This window comes from Cysteiniphilum marinum (assembly GCF_014857925.1).
GTDB classification, from domain to species: domain Bacteria; phylum Pseudomonadota; class Gammaproteobacteria; order Francisellales; family Francisellaceae; genus Caedibacter; species Caedibacter marinus.
Genome location: NZ_JACYVZ010000002.1, coordinates 73,923 through 92,079 on the forward strand (window position 1 = coordinate 73,923; position 18,157 = coordinate 92,079).

General features: G+C 38.5%; 13 protein-coding genes. 5 read left to right on the forward strand and 8 right to left on the reverse strand.

The genetic code is table 11. The features are described 5' to 3' along the window. Positions 1-23: 23 nt before the first annotated feature. The 4 genes from IE867_RS01600 to IE867_RS01615 all read right to left on the reverse strand — a co-directional run bounded on the left by IE867_RS01600 (position 24) and on the right by IE867_RS01615 (position 5,651). Positions 24-1,271, reverse strand: coding sequence for a hypothetical protein (locus IE867_RS01600; RefSeq protein WP_192483031.1), 1,248 nt, complete (start codon positions 1,269-1,271; stop codon positions 24-26). Beyond that, complete coding sequence (locus IE867_RS01605) at positions 1,265-3,718, reverse strand: TcfC E-set like domain-containing protein (RefSeq protein WP_192483032.1); 2,454 nt, start codon at positions 3,716-3,718, stop codon at positions 1,265-1,267. Before IE867_RS01605 ends, IE867_RS01600 begins: the two co-directional genes overlap by 7 nt. Before the next feature lie 301 nt (positions 3,719-4,019). Then, positions 4,020-4,793, reverse strand: coding sequence for a hypothetical protein (locus tag IE867_RS01610; protein WP_192483033.1), 774 nt, complete (start codon positions 4,791-4,793; stop codon positions 4,020-4,022). A 36-nt stretch (positions 4,794-4,829) separates the two neighbouring features. Beyond that, the gene (locus IE867_RS01615; RefSeq protein ID WP_192483034.1) at positions 4,830-5,651 is read right to left on the reverse strand and encodes a fimbrial biogenesis chaperone; all 822 of its coding nucleotides are present in this window, start codon (positions 5,649-5,651) and stop codon (positions 4,830-4,832) included. Positions 5,652-5,886: 235 nt separating this feature from the next. On the opposite strand from IE867_RS01615, the gene IE867_RS01620 reads away from it, so the two are divergent. Continuing rightward, complete coding sequence (locus tag IE867_RS01620; RefSeq protein WP_192483035.1) at positions 5,887-6,582, forward strand: response regulator transcription factor; 696 nt, start codon at positions 5,887-5,889, stop codon at positions 6,580-6,582. Between the two features lie 183 nt (positions 6,583-6,765). Here IE867_RS01620 and IE867_RS01625 read toward each other — a convergent pair whose 3' ends face one another. Beyond that, on the reverse strand, positions 6,766-8,013 hold the full coding sequence (locus IE867_RS01625) for an ATP-binding protein (RefSeq protein ID WP_192483036.1): 1,248 nt from the start codon (positions 8,011-8,013) through the stop codon (positions 6,766-6,768). A 66-nt stretch (positions 8,014-8,079) separates the two neighbouring features. After that, positions 8,080-11,937 carry an ATP-dependent RNA helicase HrpA gene (gene hrpA / locus IE867_RS01630; protein ID WP_192483037.1) on the reverse strand — a complete coding sequence of 1,286 codons (3,858 nt, stop codon included), beginning with the start codon at positions 11,935-11,937 and terminating at the stop codon, positions 8,080-8,082. Positions 11,938-12,074: 137 nt separating this feature from the next. Here hrpA and IE867_RS01635 point away from each other — a divergent pair, with 137 nt between their 5' ends. Further along, a complete protein-coding gene (locus IE867_RS01635; protein WP_192483038.1) occupies positions 12,075-12,392 on the forward strand; it encodes a type II toxin-antitoxin system RelE/ParE family toxin in 318 nt (105 codons plus the stop codon). A 1-nt stretch (position 12,393) separates the two neighbouring features. Continuing rightward, positions 12,394-12,705: a helix-turn-helix domain-containing protein gene (locus IE867_RS01640; RefSeq protein ID WP_192483039.1), complete on the forward strand. Its 312-nt coding sequence runs from the start codon at positions 12,394-12,396 to the stop codon at positions 12,703-12,705. Here IE867_RS01640 and IE867_RS01645 read toward each other — a convergent pair. Then, the gene (locus IE867_RS01645) at positions 12,702-14,525 is read right to left on the reverse strand and encodes an RNB domain-containing ribonuclease (protein WP_192483040.1); all 1,824 of its coding nucleotides are present in this window, start codon (positions 14,523-14,525) and stop codon (positions 12,702-12,704) included. The genes IE867_RS01640 and IE867_RS01645 overlap by 4 nt on opposite strands. Positions 14,526-14,656: 131 nt before the next feature. On the opposite strand from IE867_RS01645, the gene IE867_RS01650 reads away from it, so the two are divergent. After that, positions 14,657-15,448: an SDR family NAD(P)-dependent oxidoreductase gene (locus IE867_RS01650; protein ID WP_192483041.1), complete on the forward strand. Its 792-nt coding sequence runs from the start codon at positions 14,657-14,659 to the stop codon at positions 15,446-15,448. Between the two features lie 78 nt (positions 15,449-15,526). Then, a complete protein-coding gene (locus tag IE867_RS01655; RefSeq protein ID WP_192483042.1) occupies positions 15,527-16,411 on the forward strand; it encodes a DMT family transporter in 885 nt (294 codons plus the stop codon). 122 nt (positions 16,412-16,533) lie between these two features. Here the strand turns inward: IE867_RS01655 and IE867_RS01660 are convergent, their stop codons facing one another. Then, the gene (locus IE867_RS01660) at positions 16,534-17,946 is read right to left on the reverse strand and encodes a peptide MFS transporter (protein ID WP_192483043.1); all 1,413 of its coding nucleotides are present in this window, start codon (positions 17,944-17,946) and stop codon (positions 16,534-16,536) included. Between the last annotated feature and the right edge of the window lie 211 nt (positions 17,947-18,157).

Consider the following 18,157-nt stretch of genomic DNA (forward strand, 5'->3'; position numbering starts at 1 on the left):
TTACATATTGAAGTTTATTGAAATTAAAACTCTGCCTTTGCCATGATAGTGACTGTGCTTACATAGTCTCCCGAGGCATTTTTAGCTAATCCAGGCGCTAACATATTTAGCTCAAAAAAAGATGTATCAAGATGATTTAATCGTACTGTTTTGTGCGGGGATAGCCATTGCCCTTGACCATCAGCACAAACACCTAAAGCGTCACACTCATTTACTTCCAGAAGTAGTTTATTATAAGTATCTTTTTCCTTATTGTATAAGCCACACAACAGATCTTCATCATCTTCTATTTTTGTATCACATTCAACCATGATATTGACACCAATAATTGATTGATTGGTTTTAAAGTGTAGTAACCGATTTCCGGATAAACCACCTGTATAGTCTCCCTCGTTATTTAGCGAATTGATTAACTCTATCTGTGGTTGACTTTCACCTGATAAGGTTTGCAAAGTAGCAAAGTATGGAATATTAAGCGTTAAACTGTTCGGTGGAAAGTGAAAGCTAAATTGCATATTATTACCATCTGCTAACTTGGCACTTAGTTCCTTGCTATGTCTATTTATAATACTTTTTACTGCCAATGATATCCTTGGTGAGACGATTGCACTGACTAAACGCCATTGCCCTCCTTTTAGCTGCTTTATACCTTCTGTGCTCATACCAAAATAGATACCTTTTAATGCCTTTTTCCAGCCTTTATCACCACGTATCATCGCACTTTCAGATGCACATCCTGCCTTAAATGCAACTTGTATTTTTCCTTGCTGTTTCTGCTGCCATAGCACACAACTGCGCTCTTCAATATCGACCATGATCGATGAATGATCTGTACTGGAAAATTCCATAATATAGCCCAGTAATAAAATATCCAGATCTTTAATCTGGGCGCCATATCCAAAACGTGCGTTTAATTTTACTTTCTGTAATGTTTTGGTTTTTAGTGCTTGCCTTATCTCATCTTTGCCAAAGAAATCTGGTACTGATTTTAATAGTGGGTAAGCACTAACGTATTGCTTTTTCCACACGACATAACGGCCATTTTCTGTTAATGCTTGCTCACTGTTGCTTAGCATACTCACGTTTTGACCTGATACATTGGTAATTTGATCCATCGATTCAGAAAAATAAACAGTCGCAGGGTGCTGCATATCAACAATCTCTGGCGTAACAACTCGCACAGCCAAATAGCTCTTTTTAACATTGAGCATCAAAAAGACAAAAACGATCATAAAACAAATATACTTCATACGCGCTTCTTTATTCAACATCCGATTTCTCCAATCCACTGACCATTAACAATGGCATCACCATTAACTTTATCTTTAATGGAGATTTCACAACTAAAGCCATCTCCTGATATATTTAATACAGGATTTTCTTTATCTATACGTAGTAAAAAATAGCCATTCTCATCACTGTATGTCTTTAACCTGTCATCGCTTTGTAACTTTCCAAAAGCATATGGCTGATCGTTTCTCATTAACTGCCCGCTAACTTGCGTAACACGACGAATCTTTTTAACCACTGAGTAGATATTCCCAGGATAAAGTGCAAATGATTCTTTGGCATTATCCCAGTCATAGTTTGAACCATTTATCGTCGCTTGTAATACATAGGTTTCGTAGCTTTGATATGGGGCAAGTGAGATAAAGTTCGCACCAGAAGATACATTATACGTCGTATCATTCACTATCAATCGCATCTTAACCTCTTCGGGACTATCTAAATAGAATAAAAGTCCAGCTTCACCTGCCGACTCACTCAATGCCACACCTGCATTTTGAGCATATACCATACTACCATTTAAAGTAGCAGATAAACTTTGACCCACACCCTCTAAATGATCACTCGCTGTTGCATTAATGCTTCCTGAGATAAGTTGCGTACTAAAGTTTGCACCTAAATTTATCATTTCCAAATCAGGGCTTTCCATATAGCCGATATTTATTGAATCAAAGATAAACTCATTAGTTGTATGGTTATGTGTATAGTTAATATTATTGGCAAGCGTTTCACTTTTTGGCGTATATTGAGAACTAAGTCCAATGATACCGGCTTGATCTATTGTATATGATAAATTCAGACCAAATGAGTAATTAAACTCATCGATAACAATACTTCCTAAATGTTGCGAGTTTTGCCAGTCTAAATTGACATAGCCACTGATATTTAAGCCATATCGATTAAATAATGATAAGTTATAGCCAAGCGTATAATAGAAAACATCACTCATAAAATCATAATTGATTGAACCTGAAAAATCACCAAAACGTCCAAGTGCGACATTCGCTGCAAGGCCAATAGAACCAGACTTATAGCCTACGGCAAAAGGAGAGTCTTGTAGTTCACTTTGATATTGACTATATGAAATACCAATATTAGAACCATTGATAAAAGATGTATTTAAACTAGCTTGCAAACCGTAACCCAAGCTATTATCGATACCTAAACTTAAATTACCAAAGAGTGACCAGGGGAGCTTAAACTGATTGTTTAGTTCAAGCACAGTCAAGCTACCTGCTTGATATGCTGCCACATTTGAAAGCATATAACGATTCATCACCTTACTCATGCTACCACCTAAATAAGGTCTATCAAAATACGTCCCTCCAGTTGCCGAAGATGCAATACCTCCCCATACCGCATAGGCAAAGCCCAGTGTTGGATCCAGTCCCGATATAACAAATGGTTTTTCAATCAACTTATTTACTGTTGAAACATGCGTACTCCCTTGATAGATCTCTATTTTCACATTATAAACACCAACAGGAAAATCTTGCGTACTTAAGTCATACATCCCTGCATTAAAATTTTGCACACTAATAAGCTTATTATCTTTGTAAACACGCACCGTAGACTGCGCTGGAAAAAACAGTGTAATAGGATGAAGTGTATCACTCTCACTCGAGGTTGATAATCGACTATTAGAGTATAAAGATGCAGCGATCACACTGCCTGAATAGCCAAAATTTATTCTAGATAAAGCGCCTGCACCTAACAATCCACCACCATAACCAAGTGACACTGAGTTACTTTTAAGATCATGGGCTATTTGAATTTGATTCAAGATCGCATCAAAACCATTGCCATCATCATATGAAAAACCAAAAGAACTGGTGATATTGGTTTGCTCAAAACTCACTGTATTGCCCACGCCGAAATATAGTGATGAGTTACTATTGGTATAGGATGAGAAGTCCTGTGCAACATTAAGGCTATAGTTAAAAATTGATGAAAACCTATTAACACTTGGCTTTATAAAGCCATCATCAAAATAAATACTTTCCTTCGATCCACTGTTTATCAGTGCATCTGGGTTAATATCAATCGTTAAGGTTAATGCTTCAATATCTAGAACCGAACGCAATAACCATCTATTGTCACCTGGAAACAAGATCACTTCATTCAATGTGAGCCCCTCTTTCCCTAGCTTCGTTATAAGATAAGCTTTTAACGATGGCTTTACCTTCCATTGATTAAGTAACTTTGTAAGATCTATTATATATTTATCAGCATTGATAAATTGAACGCTATATTCATCAATGCTCTCCCCTTGATAAATAAGATCGACAACCAGCCCACTAGTATAGAGCATGTTCTCAAAACCAGATGGGACAAGCTCAATGAGTGATGCATTAGCCTTATTATTTCCTTCTGCATAAACCGCTAATGAGATACTCAGTCCAATGACACATGTTATAAACTTTCTTTTCAACTTCAGAGAATAATTCACTTTATTTACACTCACTCATATAAATAGTAATAAACAGCAACCCCAAAATGATCTATCACCCTGAATATATACCGCTCAAAACCCAAGAAAAAACCGCATAAAATATTTTTCACTATCTGGCAGCGAAGCGAGATGCATTGTCATGAATCAACAATAAGTTAAACTGTAGCCCCCACTCGTACAGCTTAAATGACATGACCTCTCTTACCAGAGGAGAGGTCCTACTAATGCAACTTATTTACAAATCATGACATTACAAAGTCATAGCCCTTTCTAATTCGCTCTAAGAAAAGGTTGCTTGTATTTGTATATTAATACCAGTAAAACTATAAGCGGCCGCATTCCCAAAAGCATTCATATACTCAATTTCCGTACTAACATCTTGACTACCCACAAGAAATGCCACTGGAATATATGCCACCTTGTCACTTGCTATTGAACTAGAAAGAGTCATCGTATCATCTGCTGATGCTGGATTCCAAGCATCAGCTTGTTTCGCTGCATTAATAGCTGTAGCAGGAACATCATCTGTACCTAAGGTTACTGCTGCTTTATCCTCAATGGTAACAACTGAACCATCATATGGGTAAAGTACATCAGTTTCTAAAGTTTTCCCATTAACAGTCTTTTTACTAGTATCTAGTCCAGTAAATTTTACTTTTAGTTGTGATATATTTTTCGCACTTTGCTCTTCATACACAGCAAGCCATTTTAGTGCTTCTGTATCAAAATGATTTATTGAGACAGCATCAGCATCTGTTAATGGTAATTTTAAACCTGTATAAACACCTTTAAGATTTGAACCAGCTTGATCATTAGCTATACTGACACTTGCGTTAGCACCTAGTGTCAATGGAAATGATGCAGCATTTTTCTGTGGGTTTTGCCCTAAACCATCATATAAAACAAAAGCCACATTTGACGAAAATGTAACTGGAACAGAAGCTGAAACAGTTGTTGTCATGCTAGCCGTTGGATTTTCAATAGCATTTACCTGCCCTGTTAAAACGATTGCCATCATTGATGAATACAAGGATAGTTTAATTGTTTTTTTCATATTTAGACCTTACTTATTTTAGATTAAACAACGTTATCAAAGGTAAAATGTTTTCTTGATGGATGAGCTTCCTGTTTTTATAAAAAGAAACACCTCCCCTTGATAACCCAAGAGACGGATGTCTCTAAGCTGATTTGGATATACTCTAATATCCTGATTACCACCCACAGCACACGGTATAACTGCATTATCTTCCGCATCTTGCGCTTCAGGTCGAAAACTACATTTTCCACTAATATCCAAAATAATGAGTGCATTACCTTGGTTTTGTAACGTAACTTTCTCACCCTCAACCACCTGTAAATCATACGTATAATCAGGGTTCTTTGGCTCAACGACAATTGCTGTGGAGACACCTAAGTTAAGTGTTGCTTCTGCTACGACCTTTTCATCAACATCAAAGCCATATTTTTTCTGCGGCAAAACCGGAGTAAATTTTAATCGATAGAACGAAAGCTTATCTGCACTGTTGATCTCTCTATTTATAATGAAATTAACATCTTCCTTACGCTTTGGACCTAAAATCATTTTTTGCGGTGAAACCAACAGCCCTGACAAAGCCATATCTTTAATTGTCATTTCTTCTTCAGCTGGCATGTTGTTTTTGTCTGCCTTATCATTACCTTTAGCAAACGGTTGATTAACCTTTTCTAGATTAATTAAATAATAACTGGTTTTACATGAGCTATTCGTAATACGCTTTACGAGCCCTAATTCATTTTTCTCATTCTTATAAACATAATCAAACATACCGCTAACTGTCACACCGCCATTGCAATCTTTAAATGGCACCGCATATGCCATGCTACCCACGACTAGTGACAACGTACTTAATATATGTTTTGCGAAAAATCTCATATCAATTCACCCACATTGTTTGTTATGCATCAAGCACTCCCCGAAACGCTTGGGCACATAATACCCAGTTAACGCATCTTTTAAACCCTCTCTTCGTTAACAGCCATTAACATAACCTGCGTTTTGATTGCTAACTATTCTCGCCAAAATACCGATATAATCATGCTTCACGAATCAAGTAAAAATGGCTAAACTTGGGTAACAAGCCATGGATATAAATGGGGCAAAAAAAGAAATGAATATTAATAAAGTGCTGATAATTGATGATGACAATGGGATCGCTGATGCAATAGCGCATTTCTTCGAGCAAAAACTCTTATTTAGCTCACATGCTAGTTGCGGGCAAGATGCTTTGGAGATGCTACAAAAAGAGCGCTTCTCGGCAGTCATACTAGATCTTAATTTACCTGATGTATATGGTATTGAGCTATGCAAAAGTATTCGCAAAGAGTTACCAGATATCCCGATTTTGATTCTTTCTGCCAACACTGGCGAGGTTAATCGTATTATCGGTCTTGAAGCTGAGGCCAATGATTATATGGAAAAACCGTTTAACATTCATGAGCTGTATGCGCGCGTTAATAATCTGATTAAATTCAGCATGAACAATACATCAAATCAAACAAAAGCCATAATCTTTAATTCATTAAGTTATCACTTACATGATAAGACACTGTCAAGCTTAAGTAATAAAATTAATCTCACACAAACCGAGCAGCGTCTGCTTGAGCTCTTTCTAACACGCCCAGGGCAAGTGATATCCAAGCATGAAATTGCCGATAAGTTTGGCATGGCGGATCAATCTGATAGCCGATCCCTTGATGTTATTATCAGTCGTCTACGTACCAAGATTGATGACAAACAAGCCAATCTCTTACAAACCATTCGTGGACATGGTTATGTTTTTGTCGGGCGTTTGCAGTATAAATAACTGAAGTTACGCACTTTAGAAAAACTATGATTTTACAAACACCCCGTCAGCCTACGGCTGCCACCCCTCTTGAAAAGAGGGGAATGGGGCGACAGTGATTTTAATTCCCCTCTTTTCAAGAGGGGTGGCGAGCTTGCGAGGCGGGGTGTTGAAATAGCAAAAGTTTGTAACTCCAGTAAATAATTACAAATATGATACAGGAATATATGAAACGGACTCTGATAGCAATCCATCACTTTCTTTTAGACAAATAACCGCACCTTCAGCAACCTTCTTATCCAGATTTTTAAGTACCGAAAAATGTTTTGATGCCGTTCGTGATGGCGTTGCTGTTTTTTTGAACTCCACAGGGTATAACTGATTATTTTGCTCTATCAATAAATCAACTTCTCTTTGATCTGCATCACGATAAAAATAAAATGGTGCTTGCTTGCCGTTATGCCAGTAACTTTTTAATATCTCGCTTAACATATACGTTTCTAGTATAGCGCCAGACATTGCACCTAACTCTAATGTTTCAGGAGAAGTCCAATTCGTAAGATAGGCACACAACCCTGTATCAAGCATATAGACCTTAGGCGTTTTAATCAGTCGCTTGGTGATATTATTGTAATAAGGTGGCAAAAGGTAAACAATTCCTGATGCCTCAAGAATAGATAGCCATGACTTAGCCGTCTTCTGGTCAATACCAACATCTCTAGCAATATCTGCATAATTCAATAACTGACTTGTTCGTGCTGCAACCGCTTTTAAGAATTTGTTAAATGATAAGATATCACCGACTTGCGTTAAATCCTGAACATCTCTTTGTAAATACGTTTGGACATAAGCGCTGTAGAACATATCTCTATCCATAGCACTTGCACTTAACGTCTGATTATCACCATTTTGCTGCCATAAACGAGGAAACGAACCTCGCCAAATATGCTGATAAACCTCCATTAGATCCTTTTTAACTGCATGAGCTCTCGCATATTCAATCCATGCCACACTGGGTAAAAAAGGTTGTGATTGATCTGCTTGATTATTTATCTCTGCTTGCGAGAAACCCAGCATATCAATAATAGCCACACGCCCTGCTAAGCTCTCAGTCACATTTTTCATTAAGTGAAACTTTTGTGAACCTGTCAGCCAAAACATGCCCGCTTTTTTCTCGCGATCAACAACGATCTTAATATAACTAAATAGCTCTGGTGCGTACTGCACTTCATCAATAATTAATGGTGGTTTATAACGCTGTAAAAAAAGGGCTGGATCACGCGTTGCTAATTCACGCAAATCTAAATCATCTAAGGTGACATAGGCATACTTATCTGTGCATGACTGAAGTAAAGTTGTTTTACCGATCTGACGCGCTCCTGTCACTAAAATAACAGGGAAACTTTGCGCGGCGTTATGTACCACATCATGTAACGTTCGCTGAACAATCATATATTTTCGTATAATCTGGAATTTGAATCCATATTATACGAAAATATATGATATTCAATAATTATATTACAATGATTGAATTCTTTTTCTCAATCGCGTTGTTGACACCGTTTCAATGGTTTTAACATCCTGACTATACCATGAGATCCATAGCTCATACATAAGCCAACGGATCTCATCAATCTCAAGGGTATTAATCACACCCTTTTGTTGCATTTTTTGTTTCAGCAGATGAGTGAGCTCCTCCTGTTCAATTTGATACTGGCGATCTTGCTTTGCTGCTCTTGGCGCCTTATCCAAGCGATTACTAAGTGCTTGTAGATAGAGTGAAATACGCTGTACCCAATGATAAGGCGTTTTAACAATAAATCCTTTATAAACCAAACCATCAACAATAGTACGCACTTCTTGGTAAAGTGCTAATAAATCAAAAGGCAACTTCTTGCGATTAAGTAACTTATGCAAGCTTTGATAGCTTAACATCAAGGCTTCAATATCACTGCATAGATTTTCGATCGTTGATACTAATTGCCCTCGTCCTGAGTCATACATTGCATTAAACTGCCCGCGCGTACGTACGACAGGCTTTTTCTCAATCGCAAAAGCAATATCATAAGCTTTGACAATTAACTCATCCTGCCATTTCGTCTCTTTGATAAGACTAAATAATAAATGTAAGTTCTTATTATGCGCGATACGTTCAACTAACGTGCGATTGATATGTGCGCATGAAAGCATCAATAACTTACGTGTTGCAAGCCTTGTTGCGATTTCGGCTTCCACTAGAGTTGATTTATGTGTCAACAGCACACCATCCTCACGTGTCTCAACACATGGATAAACACTTAGTTTAATGCCGTGTTCTGTGACATTACGCGTTAATGCAATCTCACCAAAATCCCACGTTTGATAAAGTGTATCATTGTTCTTTTTAGCCACGCTTACCTGTGGACGCTCAACACCACGCAATTTATCACGAATCACACTTAGGTCACGCCCTTCAGCTAGCACCTTATTTTGCGGATCAACCACACGATAATTCATATATAAATGCGCCTCAATTGCCGCATCCTGCCAAACACTTGAGTCAAATGAAATACCGGTAATACGCACTAATTGACGCACTAGAATATCATAGAAGTTAGCCGCTAGATCAATATCAATCGCCTCAATGACCGCTTGTGCATAATGTGGCACTGGCACACAGGCTTTACGAATATTCTTAGGAAGTGCACGCATCAAAGCAATAACTTTGTTCTCGAGCAATCCAGGCACAAGCCAGTCACACTGATTAGCATCGATTTGATCTAATAGCACTAATGGCACGGTCATCGTGACACCATCATCTTTCGCTGTGGGATCAAAATGATAACTCAAAGGTAATTGAAACCTGCCAAAATCAAAGAAATCAGGATAGGCATTGTCGGTGACATCACATGCTTCATGTTGCATCAGACTTTTTTTGTCAAAGATCAGCTGCTCACGCTCAAGCTTTGATAAGGATTGATACCATTTTTCAAATACCACACCATTATTAATATCTACTGGAATCAATTTATCGTAATAGCTAAATAAGGTTTCTTCATCAATGACAATATCGCGTTTACGCGCCTTATGCTCCAAGTCTTCAACTTCTTCTAATAGACTCAAGTTCTTTTGGAAAAACGCAGCATTCGTTGCAAACTCACCATACACCAAAGCATGACGAATAAATAACTCCCGCGAGACTTGTGGATCAACGTCACTGTATTGCACCTTGCGATTAACCACAATATCCAAGCCATATAATGTAATACGCAAGCTTGCCATCACTGCTTTGCGTTTTTGACTCCAATGCGGCTCGCTATAGTGCTTTTTGGTTAAGTGCTCAGCAATAGATTCTAACCAAGCAGGATCGATTTTAGCGATCATTCGCCCATAGAGTTTCGTCGTTTCAGTAATTTCAGCGGCACATAACCACTTTGGTGTGCGTTTGAATTGCGATGAGCCAGGAAATATATAAAACTTCATGCCGCGAGCGCCTAAGTATTCCTTAAGCTCATAATTAAAACCAATATAACCCAACAATCCTGATAATAACGCTTGATGAACTTGCGCATAGCTTGATTCGCTTTCTGAGATTGTCCATTTAAAGGTCTTAGCAAGATTCAGCAGTTGAAAATAAACCTCTCGCCATTCACGCATTCGCAAAGGAGATAAGAAATTCTTTTTGCAATATTCACGTGTTAAGCGATGAGACAAGCTTTTAGTTTCAGTATTAAAACGTTGCCATAGATTAACCACGCCCAGAAAATCTGAATCCTGATGATGGTCTTGTTTATGCATTTCATCTGATTTTTGTTGAAACTGCATCGGTCGCTCACGCGGATCTTGAATACTTAAAAAACTGACAATAATCAGAATCTCACGCAAAACACCAAGTTTGGCACCACTGACAAGCATGCGCGCCAATCGTGGATCCAATGGAAACTTGGCAATTTGTCGCCCTATTGGCGTGATTTGCAGATAATGTTTTTTCGTGTGCTCAGTTAATGCACCTATCTCATGCAGTAAGCGATAGCCGTCTTTGACCATGCGTGAATCAGGTTTCTCTAAAAAGGGAAACTTCTCGATATTGCCAAGCTTTAAGGTTTCCATTTGTAAAATGACTGATGCTAAGTTCGTACGTAAAATCTCAGGATCAGTGAATGCCGCACGCGATAGAAAGTCTTCTTCTGAATAAAATCGAATACAAATCCCCTCAGCGACGCGTCCACAGCGCCCCGCTCTTTGATTGGCACTGGCTTGTGAGATTGGCTCAATCGGCAAATGCTGCACTTTAGTGCGATAACTATAGCGACTAATACGCACATCGCCACTATCGATCACATAGCGAATACCAGGCACCGTTAATGAGGTCTCGGCAACGTTTGTTGATAAAATAATACGCCTACCAACACCGCGTGGGTTAAATATCTTATCTTGATCAGCATTCGACAATCGCGCAAATAATGGCAAAACTTCGGTATGTCTTAATTGCGCTTTTCTTAATACTTCTGCGGTTTCATGAATATCACGCTCCGTTGCAAGAAACACTAAAATATCACCTGGCTTTTCGTGATGTAGACTATGCACAGCACGCAAAATTTGATCCGCTTGTGATAACTCATCCTCAAAGTCCAATGGGTCTTGATAACGAATCTCAACCGGATAAGTCCGACCCGAGACTTCAATAATTGGTGCATTAAAATGCTCAGCAAAACGTGCCTGATCAATTGTGGCCGAGGTAATAATAAGCTTTAAATCGGGACGCTTTTTTAATATCTGATGGATATGTCCTAATAGAAAATCAATATTCAAACTGCGCTCATGCGCCTCATCGATAATAATCACTTCATATTGCGAAAGATATTTATCATTTTGAATTTCCGCTAACAAAATACCATCGGTCATCACCTTGATAAAAGTATTGTCATTGGTTTGATCACTAAAACGAATCTTAAAACCAATGCCTTGTCCCAGTGGCATATTGGTTTCTTCACTTAAACGATTGGCAATTGAGCGTGCAGCAAGGCGCCTTGGTTGCGTGTGTCCAATAAGCCCTTTGGCACCTAACCCTAAATCAAGACAAATTTTGGGTAATTGGGTTGATTTACCGGAACCAGTTTCACCGGCGATAATCACCACTTGGTTATCACAAATGGCTTTTTTAATCTCATCAACCCGCTGACTAACTGGCAAATCAGGATAATTAATCTTAGGCATACTCGTGCGATGCAGTGCCACCTTTTCTTTGGATTGATCGGCATCAGTGAGCAATTTTTGCCATTTATCATTATCCGTATGATGCACTTTGACAAGCTCGCTGAAGCGCATCATTAATCGCGCACGATCTTTTGTTTGTACATCATTGATGACATTGGTTAATGAATCAGTGAATTTCATAGTCTAAGGCATATTATTTTAATTTTTCTCACAAATGGGATCATAGCACATTTACCCATTCATAAAAACATTGAAAAGTACCAATTTTGGAACTATTATAAGTTACAATTCTTTTGGTTTATTTTGGTAAATAGTCAATGAATTATAAATACAAGGTTGAACTTGAAGTTGAGGTAGTTAAATACCTTAAAGCACTTAGCAAAAGTGAGCTGATAAAAGCCTACAAAGTAATAGACCTGCTACGAATGTTTGGACATGAGCTAAGCTTACCTTATAAAAAAGATATTCAAGGTAACAAGCATTTAAAAGAGTTGAGAACGCCAACAGGTACCAGAATCTACTACTTTTATTTCGATGGCAAAACTTACCGTTGTATATGGGCTGGTAGCAAGAAAACACAGACAAAAGATATCGAGAAAGCAAAACGCATTCTTAAAGATTTAATTGGAGGCTAAAATGAGTAAATATAACTTTGTTGATTCAGAAACCCTAAAAAAAGAACTCCTTTCAAAAGAAGAAATTGCAGCAATTGAAATAGATACTACTATCGAAAGCCAAGCAATTATTGCCCGTCAAGAGCTTGCTAATGATGTTATGGAATATAAAAACTCACAAGGTTTAACGCTTGAAGGCTTAGCAGAAAAACTAGGGACTAGTAAATCTCAAACCAATCGAATTTTAAAGGCAAAAGCATCCTATAGCTTGGAAACCATTTATAGGATTTGTCGCATTATTGGCAAAAAAGAACTTACTTTAAAAATATTTTAAACCCGAAAATAAATATCCTGTGCTGCAAGCTTTACATCACTTAAGGTCACTGTGATTGTTGTATCTAGCTCTGCAGACTCCGCCAATGTTAATTTCTTGGTCAATGACAAACCAGGGATAAACACCGTGACGCGATTGCCTTGTTGTTTCTCAATCACTACCGCCTCGCCTTGCCAATTAGGGTTTTGCATTAAATAGACACATTTCCAGTGATTATTGCTAAAACTCTCTGCTTGACGCGCAGCCTTTATACCTGACTCACTCTCACCAATCCGCATGAGAATCTCTTCACCTGAGAACAAAGTTTCAGATTTTAAAAATCGTCTTAACTGCTGATGCACCACCATATCCAAATAGCGTCTTAATGGACTAGTTGCTTGTACATAGGCATTAAGTCCCATACCTGCATGTCTATCAGCACTACTTTTGTATTGTCCTTTTTGTAAGCGTCTTCTAGTAGCAAACATTTCTGACATCAATTGAGGTGTTTGTTCTTCTTCGCTTAAATCATGCTCTGGTTGTGTTGAGAAAGGCAATGGGATTTCATGCTGATCAGCAAAAGTGGCAACTGCCACACCCGCCATTAACATCGCATCGCGTACGATATTGCGACTTTGTAATGTTGCCAAAGGAATGAGATCAACTTTCTTATCACGCAATTTGAGCTTCACCTCTGAAAACTGCAGCTCAACTGCACCATGCATTCGACGATAGCCGCTAAATTCATTAGAAAAACGTACAAAATGATTAAATGGTACCTCAGTTAATTTGTGCTCAGCTTCTTGATAACTTAAGCGTGTTACCTTGATGGTTGATAATACGATTTCAATATCTTTAACCTCTCCATCGATCAGCTTAAAGCCAATTGATAAAGCCGGAGATGTCGGATGAAGACCCAGTGCCAAGTCCTCGGTAATCTGATTTGGCAGCATAGGAATGACACCTTCAGGTAAGTAAAGATTGCTCCCTCGAGCGCGTGCTTCTTTGTCAATCTCACCATCAACACCCACCAAACTCGCAGGATCAGCAACATGCACCCATAGTTTTTGCGTTGTTTCATCAAAACTTAATGCATCATCCGGATCATGACTGCCCTCATCATCAATCGCATAACTGGCTAAATGCGTTAAATCAACACGCGACTCAGATTGCATTTCAGGCAAATCAAAAACAGGCGCTTGCAAAGCCGCATCTAAACGCATAGGGTAAGGATTAACAAACTCGTCCCAATAGCCAATTTCAAGCAGCAATACATGGGCATTAACTGGCGTCTCTTCTTTGTCAATTAATTTAAAAAAACGACAGCCTGTGGCTTGCCCTAAAGCATATGACTCAAGCTCTTTAATAAAAGGTTCATCCTCTGGAGCATAGGTTTTTTGCTTTAAGCGCGTGATAAAGTTCTCTAATGCTTGCGCTTTTTGTGCTTTCTCTTGTGCTTGCTTGATAATGTCATCTACCGCCTCAGGCGTATTAACCCCAATCTCATTCTCAAGGGAGAAGAAATGTAAGCCTTTTTGCACAATTTGCCATGTGCCATAGACTGTTGTGCAATTGTACTCACCATAAATAAGCTCACTCAACTCACTGTAATTGGTTTTAGTACCTTGTAATAAGCCCCAAGCATCAATGAGCTCACCTTCACCTAAATCCGGTGTTAATACTTCAAATTTCTTAAAGCCACCATCATGCAGCAGCAATAAATTTTTCTCAGGCAATTTAACGGTTTTCTCATCTTCTAATTGAATTTCAACTTTCTTATCAACAAACCCAATGACACGTGCTGGGCGATTTTTAAAAATTACTAAACTATCAAGCTGCATTAATACGACTAAACAAAGCTAATGATTCATTCTCGCTATGGTATCAAAAAAGCTGATCAACAGGGATGATTGTTGCACTTTTTTTTCGTACACTTTGTCTCTACTCACCGACAAACCAAGGTCGACACACCATGCATGACAAACCTACTAAATCATCTATTACCAACATTAAACCCGTTGTGTTTATCACAGGAGCAAGCTCGGGCTTCGGTGCTGAAATGGCACGCAAGTATAATGCCAACGGTCACCCCGTCATTTTAACCGCGCGCCGCTTTGGGCATTTGCAAGCATTAGCTAAAACACTCAATCAAGACTACCCCATTCATGTTGCTGAGCTGAATGTCACCGATAAAAATGCCATTGATCAAGTCATTGTTGCACTACCTAAACAGATGAAAAACATTGGCATTTTGATTAATAATGCAGGCTTAGCATTGGGGTTATCTTCTTTCCAAGATGCCGATGAGCTTGATTTTGAAACCATGATTAATACCAATATTAATGGTCTGTTATATGTTACCAAGCGCATATTGCCATTGATGCTTGATAACAACCATGGTCATATTATTAACATCGGCTCGATTGCTGCTAATTGGCCCTATCCTGGTGGGCATGTCTATTGTGCCAGCAAAGCATTTGTTCAACAGTTTTCACGTGCATTACGCTCTGATCTTCAGGGCAAAAATATTCGTGTCACCGATATTGAACCTGGACTTGCGCAAACTGAGTTTTCCGTAGTGCGCTTTAAGGGAGATGCTCAAAAAGCTAATCAAGTGTATGACCAAACTGAACCATTGCTTGCGCATGATATTGCTGAGATTGTTTATTTCACGACATCATTGCCTCAACATATCAACATCAACACACTTGAGGTAATGCCAACCTGCCAAAGTTGGGCACCATTAAATGTCACTAGATCATAACAATCGCTAGCATTACGCTCTTTGTGAGGTTTATACTTATTTTCTATAATATTTACAACGGGCACGGGAAAAGAGTTTATGTGGAGCATCTTATCATTAATCGTTGCGCAAATGGTGACAGGGATCAACATCACCGGCTCTAAATTTTTGGTGTCACACTTATCGATTATTGCCTTACTTGAAATACGTTTTGTTGTTGGCAGCCTTGTTCTTTTGGCATGTATCCCCTTTATCAAAAAAACCAATAATGCACAAAGCACCATTTCATCACTTAACAAGAAAGATTGGCTGATTGTGATTGCCCAAGCGCTATGTGCCGGCATGTTTTTTAATCTTTTGATGCTCTCGGGGATTCAATTCACCAGTGCCAGTATGGCAGGACTTATCAGCAGCACATTGCCGGCAATGATCATTATCTTATCTTTTATTATTTTCCGCCAACGCATTACTCGTTTTAAAGCACTATGTATTCTCTTTGCCACCATTGGCTTAATTGCGATTAATGGTTCAAGTCTATCAGGCAGTGACTTTTCAGCCTTATCTATTATTGGAGATATGATCATTTTTTTAGCGATGATTCCCGAGGCACTTTATTATGTCATTAGCAAATTTAAAAACGCTCAATTACCCGCAGTGAAATCAGCCTTTTTGATGAACCTCATTAATGCGATTGCAATGATTCCATTGTTGTTTTTTGCTAATTGGCACGAGCTCATTGGTTTAAGTTTCAATGCTTATTTTATTTTACTCTTAGTATCTGTTGCCTCTGCTTTATTCTATCTGTTCTGGTTTATGGGATGCGATCAGGTCAGCTCAAGTACCGCAGGGCTTGTGACTGCGGCAATGCCAATCTCAACATTGGCATTTTCATTTATTTTCTTAGGCGAGCATATCACCCTAGTACAAGGCATCGGTACTTTGCTGATTTTACTATCTATCGTATTTGGCGCCAGAAAAGGTTAATTATCGCTTAGTAACGATGTATAAACAAATTGCACCAGCTAGTACCTCTCCCCTTGCGGGATCGCTCGTGCGGCTTAAGCTGCACGGGTGAGGGGGAAATTAAAATACAAGCTATTCTTGATTCATCGCTTAGCAATCACAAATCGTCTTAACAATAAACATAAAAAAGCGCCGACTATCGTTAAGACAATAAACAACTGTAAACCTTCAGACATTCCAGTTTTAATACTATGGATATCACCAGTCACAGGTGCCCACTGAGCAATGACACCGGCAAGTTTACCGCCAATACCAAGGGTTACCAACCAGATCCCCATGTATAAAGAGACATAATTAGGTGGTGCTAACTTTGTGATAAGTGACAAACCAATTGCTGATAGTGATAGCTCACTGATTGCCATAATCAAAAAGGCGATGATCATGTATACTGCAGGAACGCCTTGACCTTTAGATGTTAACTGAATACCAACCCAAATAACTAGGAAAACAACGGCGAGTAAGATAAAACCGATATTAAATTTATCAATATCCTGCACTGCTTTGCCTTTGCGTTCTAATGACAACCACAGTTTCCCCATAAAGAAACCAAAGATGAGCACACCTGCTGATTCAAAGCTTAAAAACTGCGAGTCTAAAATATGCAACCCAAAGAAATCATTACTTACTCCTTTTGAGATAAATAACAACACTGAAATAAAGATCTGAAAAAATAGCGCCCAATATAAAATTGACAACACAAAAAAGATAAAGGCAACAATGACATTGCGCCAATATTTTTTTTGCGCTGAGACAAGCATAACAATAAAGCACCCCAATCCCGCAACTGTAATGGCAACATTGGCAATGATTGGGTTTTTCAACACCAAAAAGACCACCACAAAATACACTGCTAAGATTAGAGTGGTTTTAGCAACAATGGCTAAATTGATTCTCACTTCTTTGATATGCTTTGCCAAAATAAAAAAGCCGACGATCAAATTGATAAGCACCAACATTGATACGATCAAACTTGAGTAAAAAGGTGCGGCAAAGCCATAGGTTTCACTTAAGTAAGAGGCGACAAATAATGCGGCAAAGCCCCCTAAATTAATGCCAACATAAAAGATATTGAAGCCAAAATCACGCTGCCCTTCTGTCGCATTGGTCTTATCGTAAAAACGTCCGATAAATGAGCTTATATTTGATTTAATCAATCCCGTACTAATTGAAATAAATGAAAGACCCAGAAAAAGTAAGTTTTCAGAGCTTGCAATGGCTAGCACTAAGCTGCCAGCAATCATAAACATCACACCAAGTGTTGCCGCACGGTAATAGCTGATGAGCTTATCGGCAATATACCCACCAACGAGTGCTGAGATATATACCATGCTAAGCACCGTACCAACAAGAGAGGCACCCTTTGCCTCAGGTAAATTAAATTTATGAATCAAAAAGAAGATAAGTAATGACTGAATCACATAGTAGCTATAGCGCTCACCAAATTCAGTTAAGCTTGCGATGGTTAGGACACTACCTTGCCCTTTTAATACGTTCATATATTTCTCTAATTGTTTTCCCTAGAAAGGATAACATTCGATAACAAAAGTAAGTAAAAGGCAAGAAATATATACCCAGCACAAACCATTTTACAGAATTGCTTGCTTTGCACTTCCCGCGCTTTTACCAAGTTGAATTTTGGCAATAGTCCTAGCTATTACCTGCAATCCAACTTGGCAAAATCCTCACAAACTGCTTTGCAACTAAACA

Bases quoted from the DNA above. Each gene is read 5' to 3' on its own strand.
- IE867_RS01600 (WP_192483031.1), bottom strand. From the start codon at position 1,271: ATGTTGAATAAAGAAGCGCGTATGAAGTATATTTGTTTTATGATCGTT.
- IE867_RS01610 (WP_192483033.1), bottom strand. From the start codon at position 4,793: ATGAAAAAAACAATTAAACTATCCTTGTATTCATCAATGATGGCAATC.
- IE867_RS01615 (WP_192483034.1), bottom strand. From the start codon at position 5,651: ATGAGATTTTTCGCAAAACATATATTAAGTACGTTGTCACTAGTCGTG.
- IE867_RS01620 (WP_192483035.1), top strand. From the start codon at position 5,887: ATGAATATTAATAAAGTGCTGATAATTGATGATGACAATGGGATCGCT.
- IE867_RS01625 (WP_192483036.1), bottom strand. From the start codon at position 8,013: ATGATTGTTCAGCGAACGTTACATGATGTGGTACATAACGCCGCGCAA.
- hrpA (WP_192483037.1), bottom strand. From the start codon at position 11,937: ATGAAATTCACTGATTCATTAACCAATGTCATCAATGATGTACAAACA.
- IE867_RS01635 (WP_192483038.1), top strand. From the start codon at position 12,075: ATGAATTATAAATACAAGGTTGAACTTGAAGTTGAGGTAGTTAAATAC.
- IE867_RS01640 (WP_192483039.1), top strand. From the start codon at position 12,394: ATGAGTAAATATAACTTTGTTGATTCAGAAACCCTAAAAAAAGAACTC.
- IE867_RS01645 (WP_192483040.1), bottom strand. From the start codon at position 14,525: ATGCAGCTTGATAGTTTAGTAATTTTTAAAAATCGCCCAGCACGTGTC.
- IE867_RS01650 (WP_192483041.1), top strand. From the start codon at position 14,657: ATGCATGACAAACCTACTAAATCATCTATTACCAACATTAAACCCGTT.
- IE867_RS01655 (WP_192483042.1), top strand. From the start codon at position 15,527: ATGTGGAGCATCTTATCATTAATCGTTGCGCAAATGGTGACAGGGATC.
- IE867_RS01660 (WP_192483043.1), bottom strand. From the start codon at position 17,946: ATGAACGTATTAAAAGGGCAAGGTAGTGTCCTAACCATCGCAAGCTTA.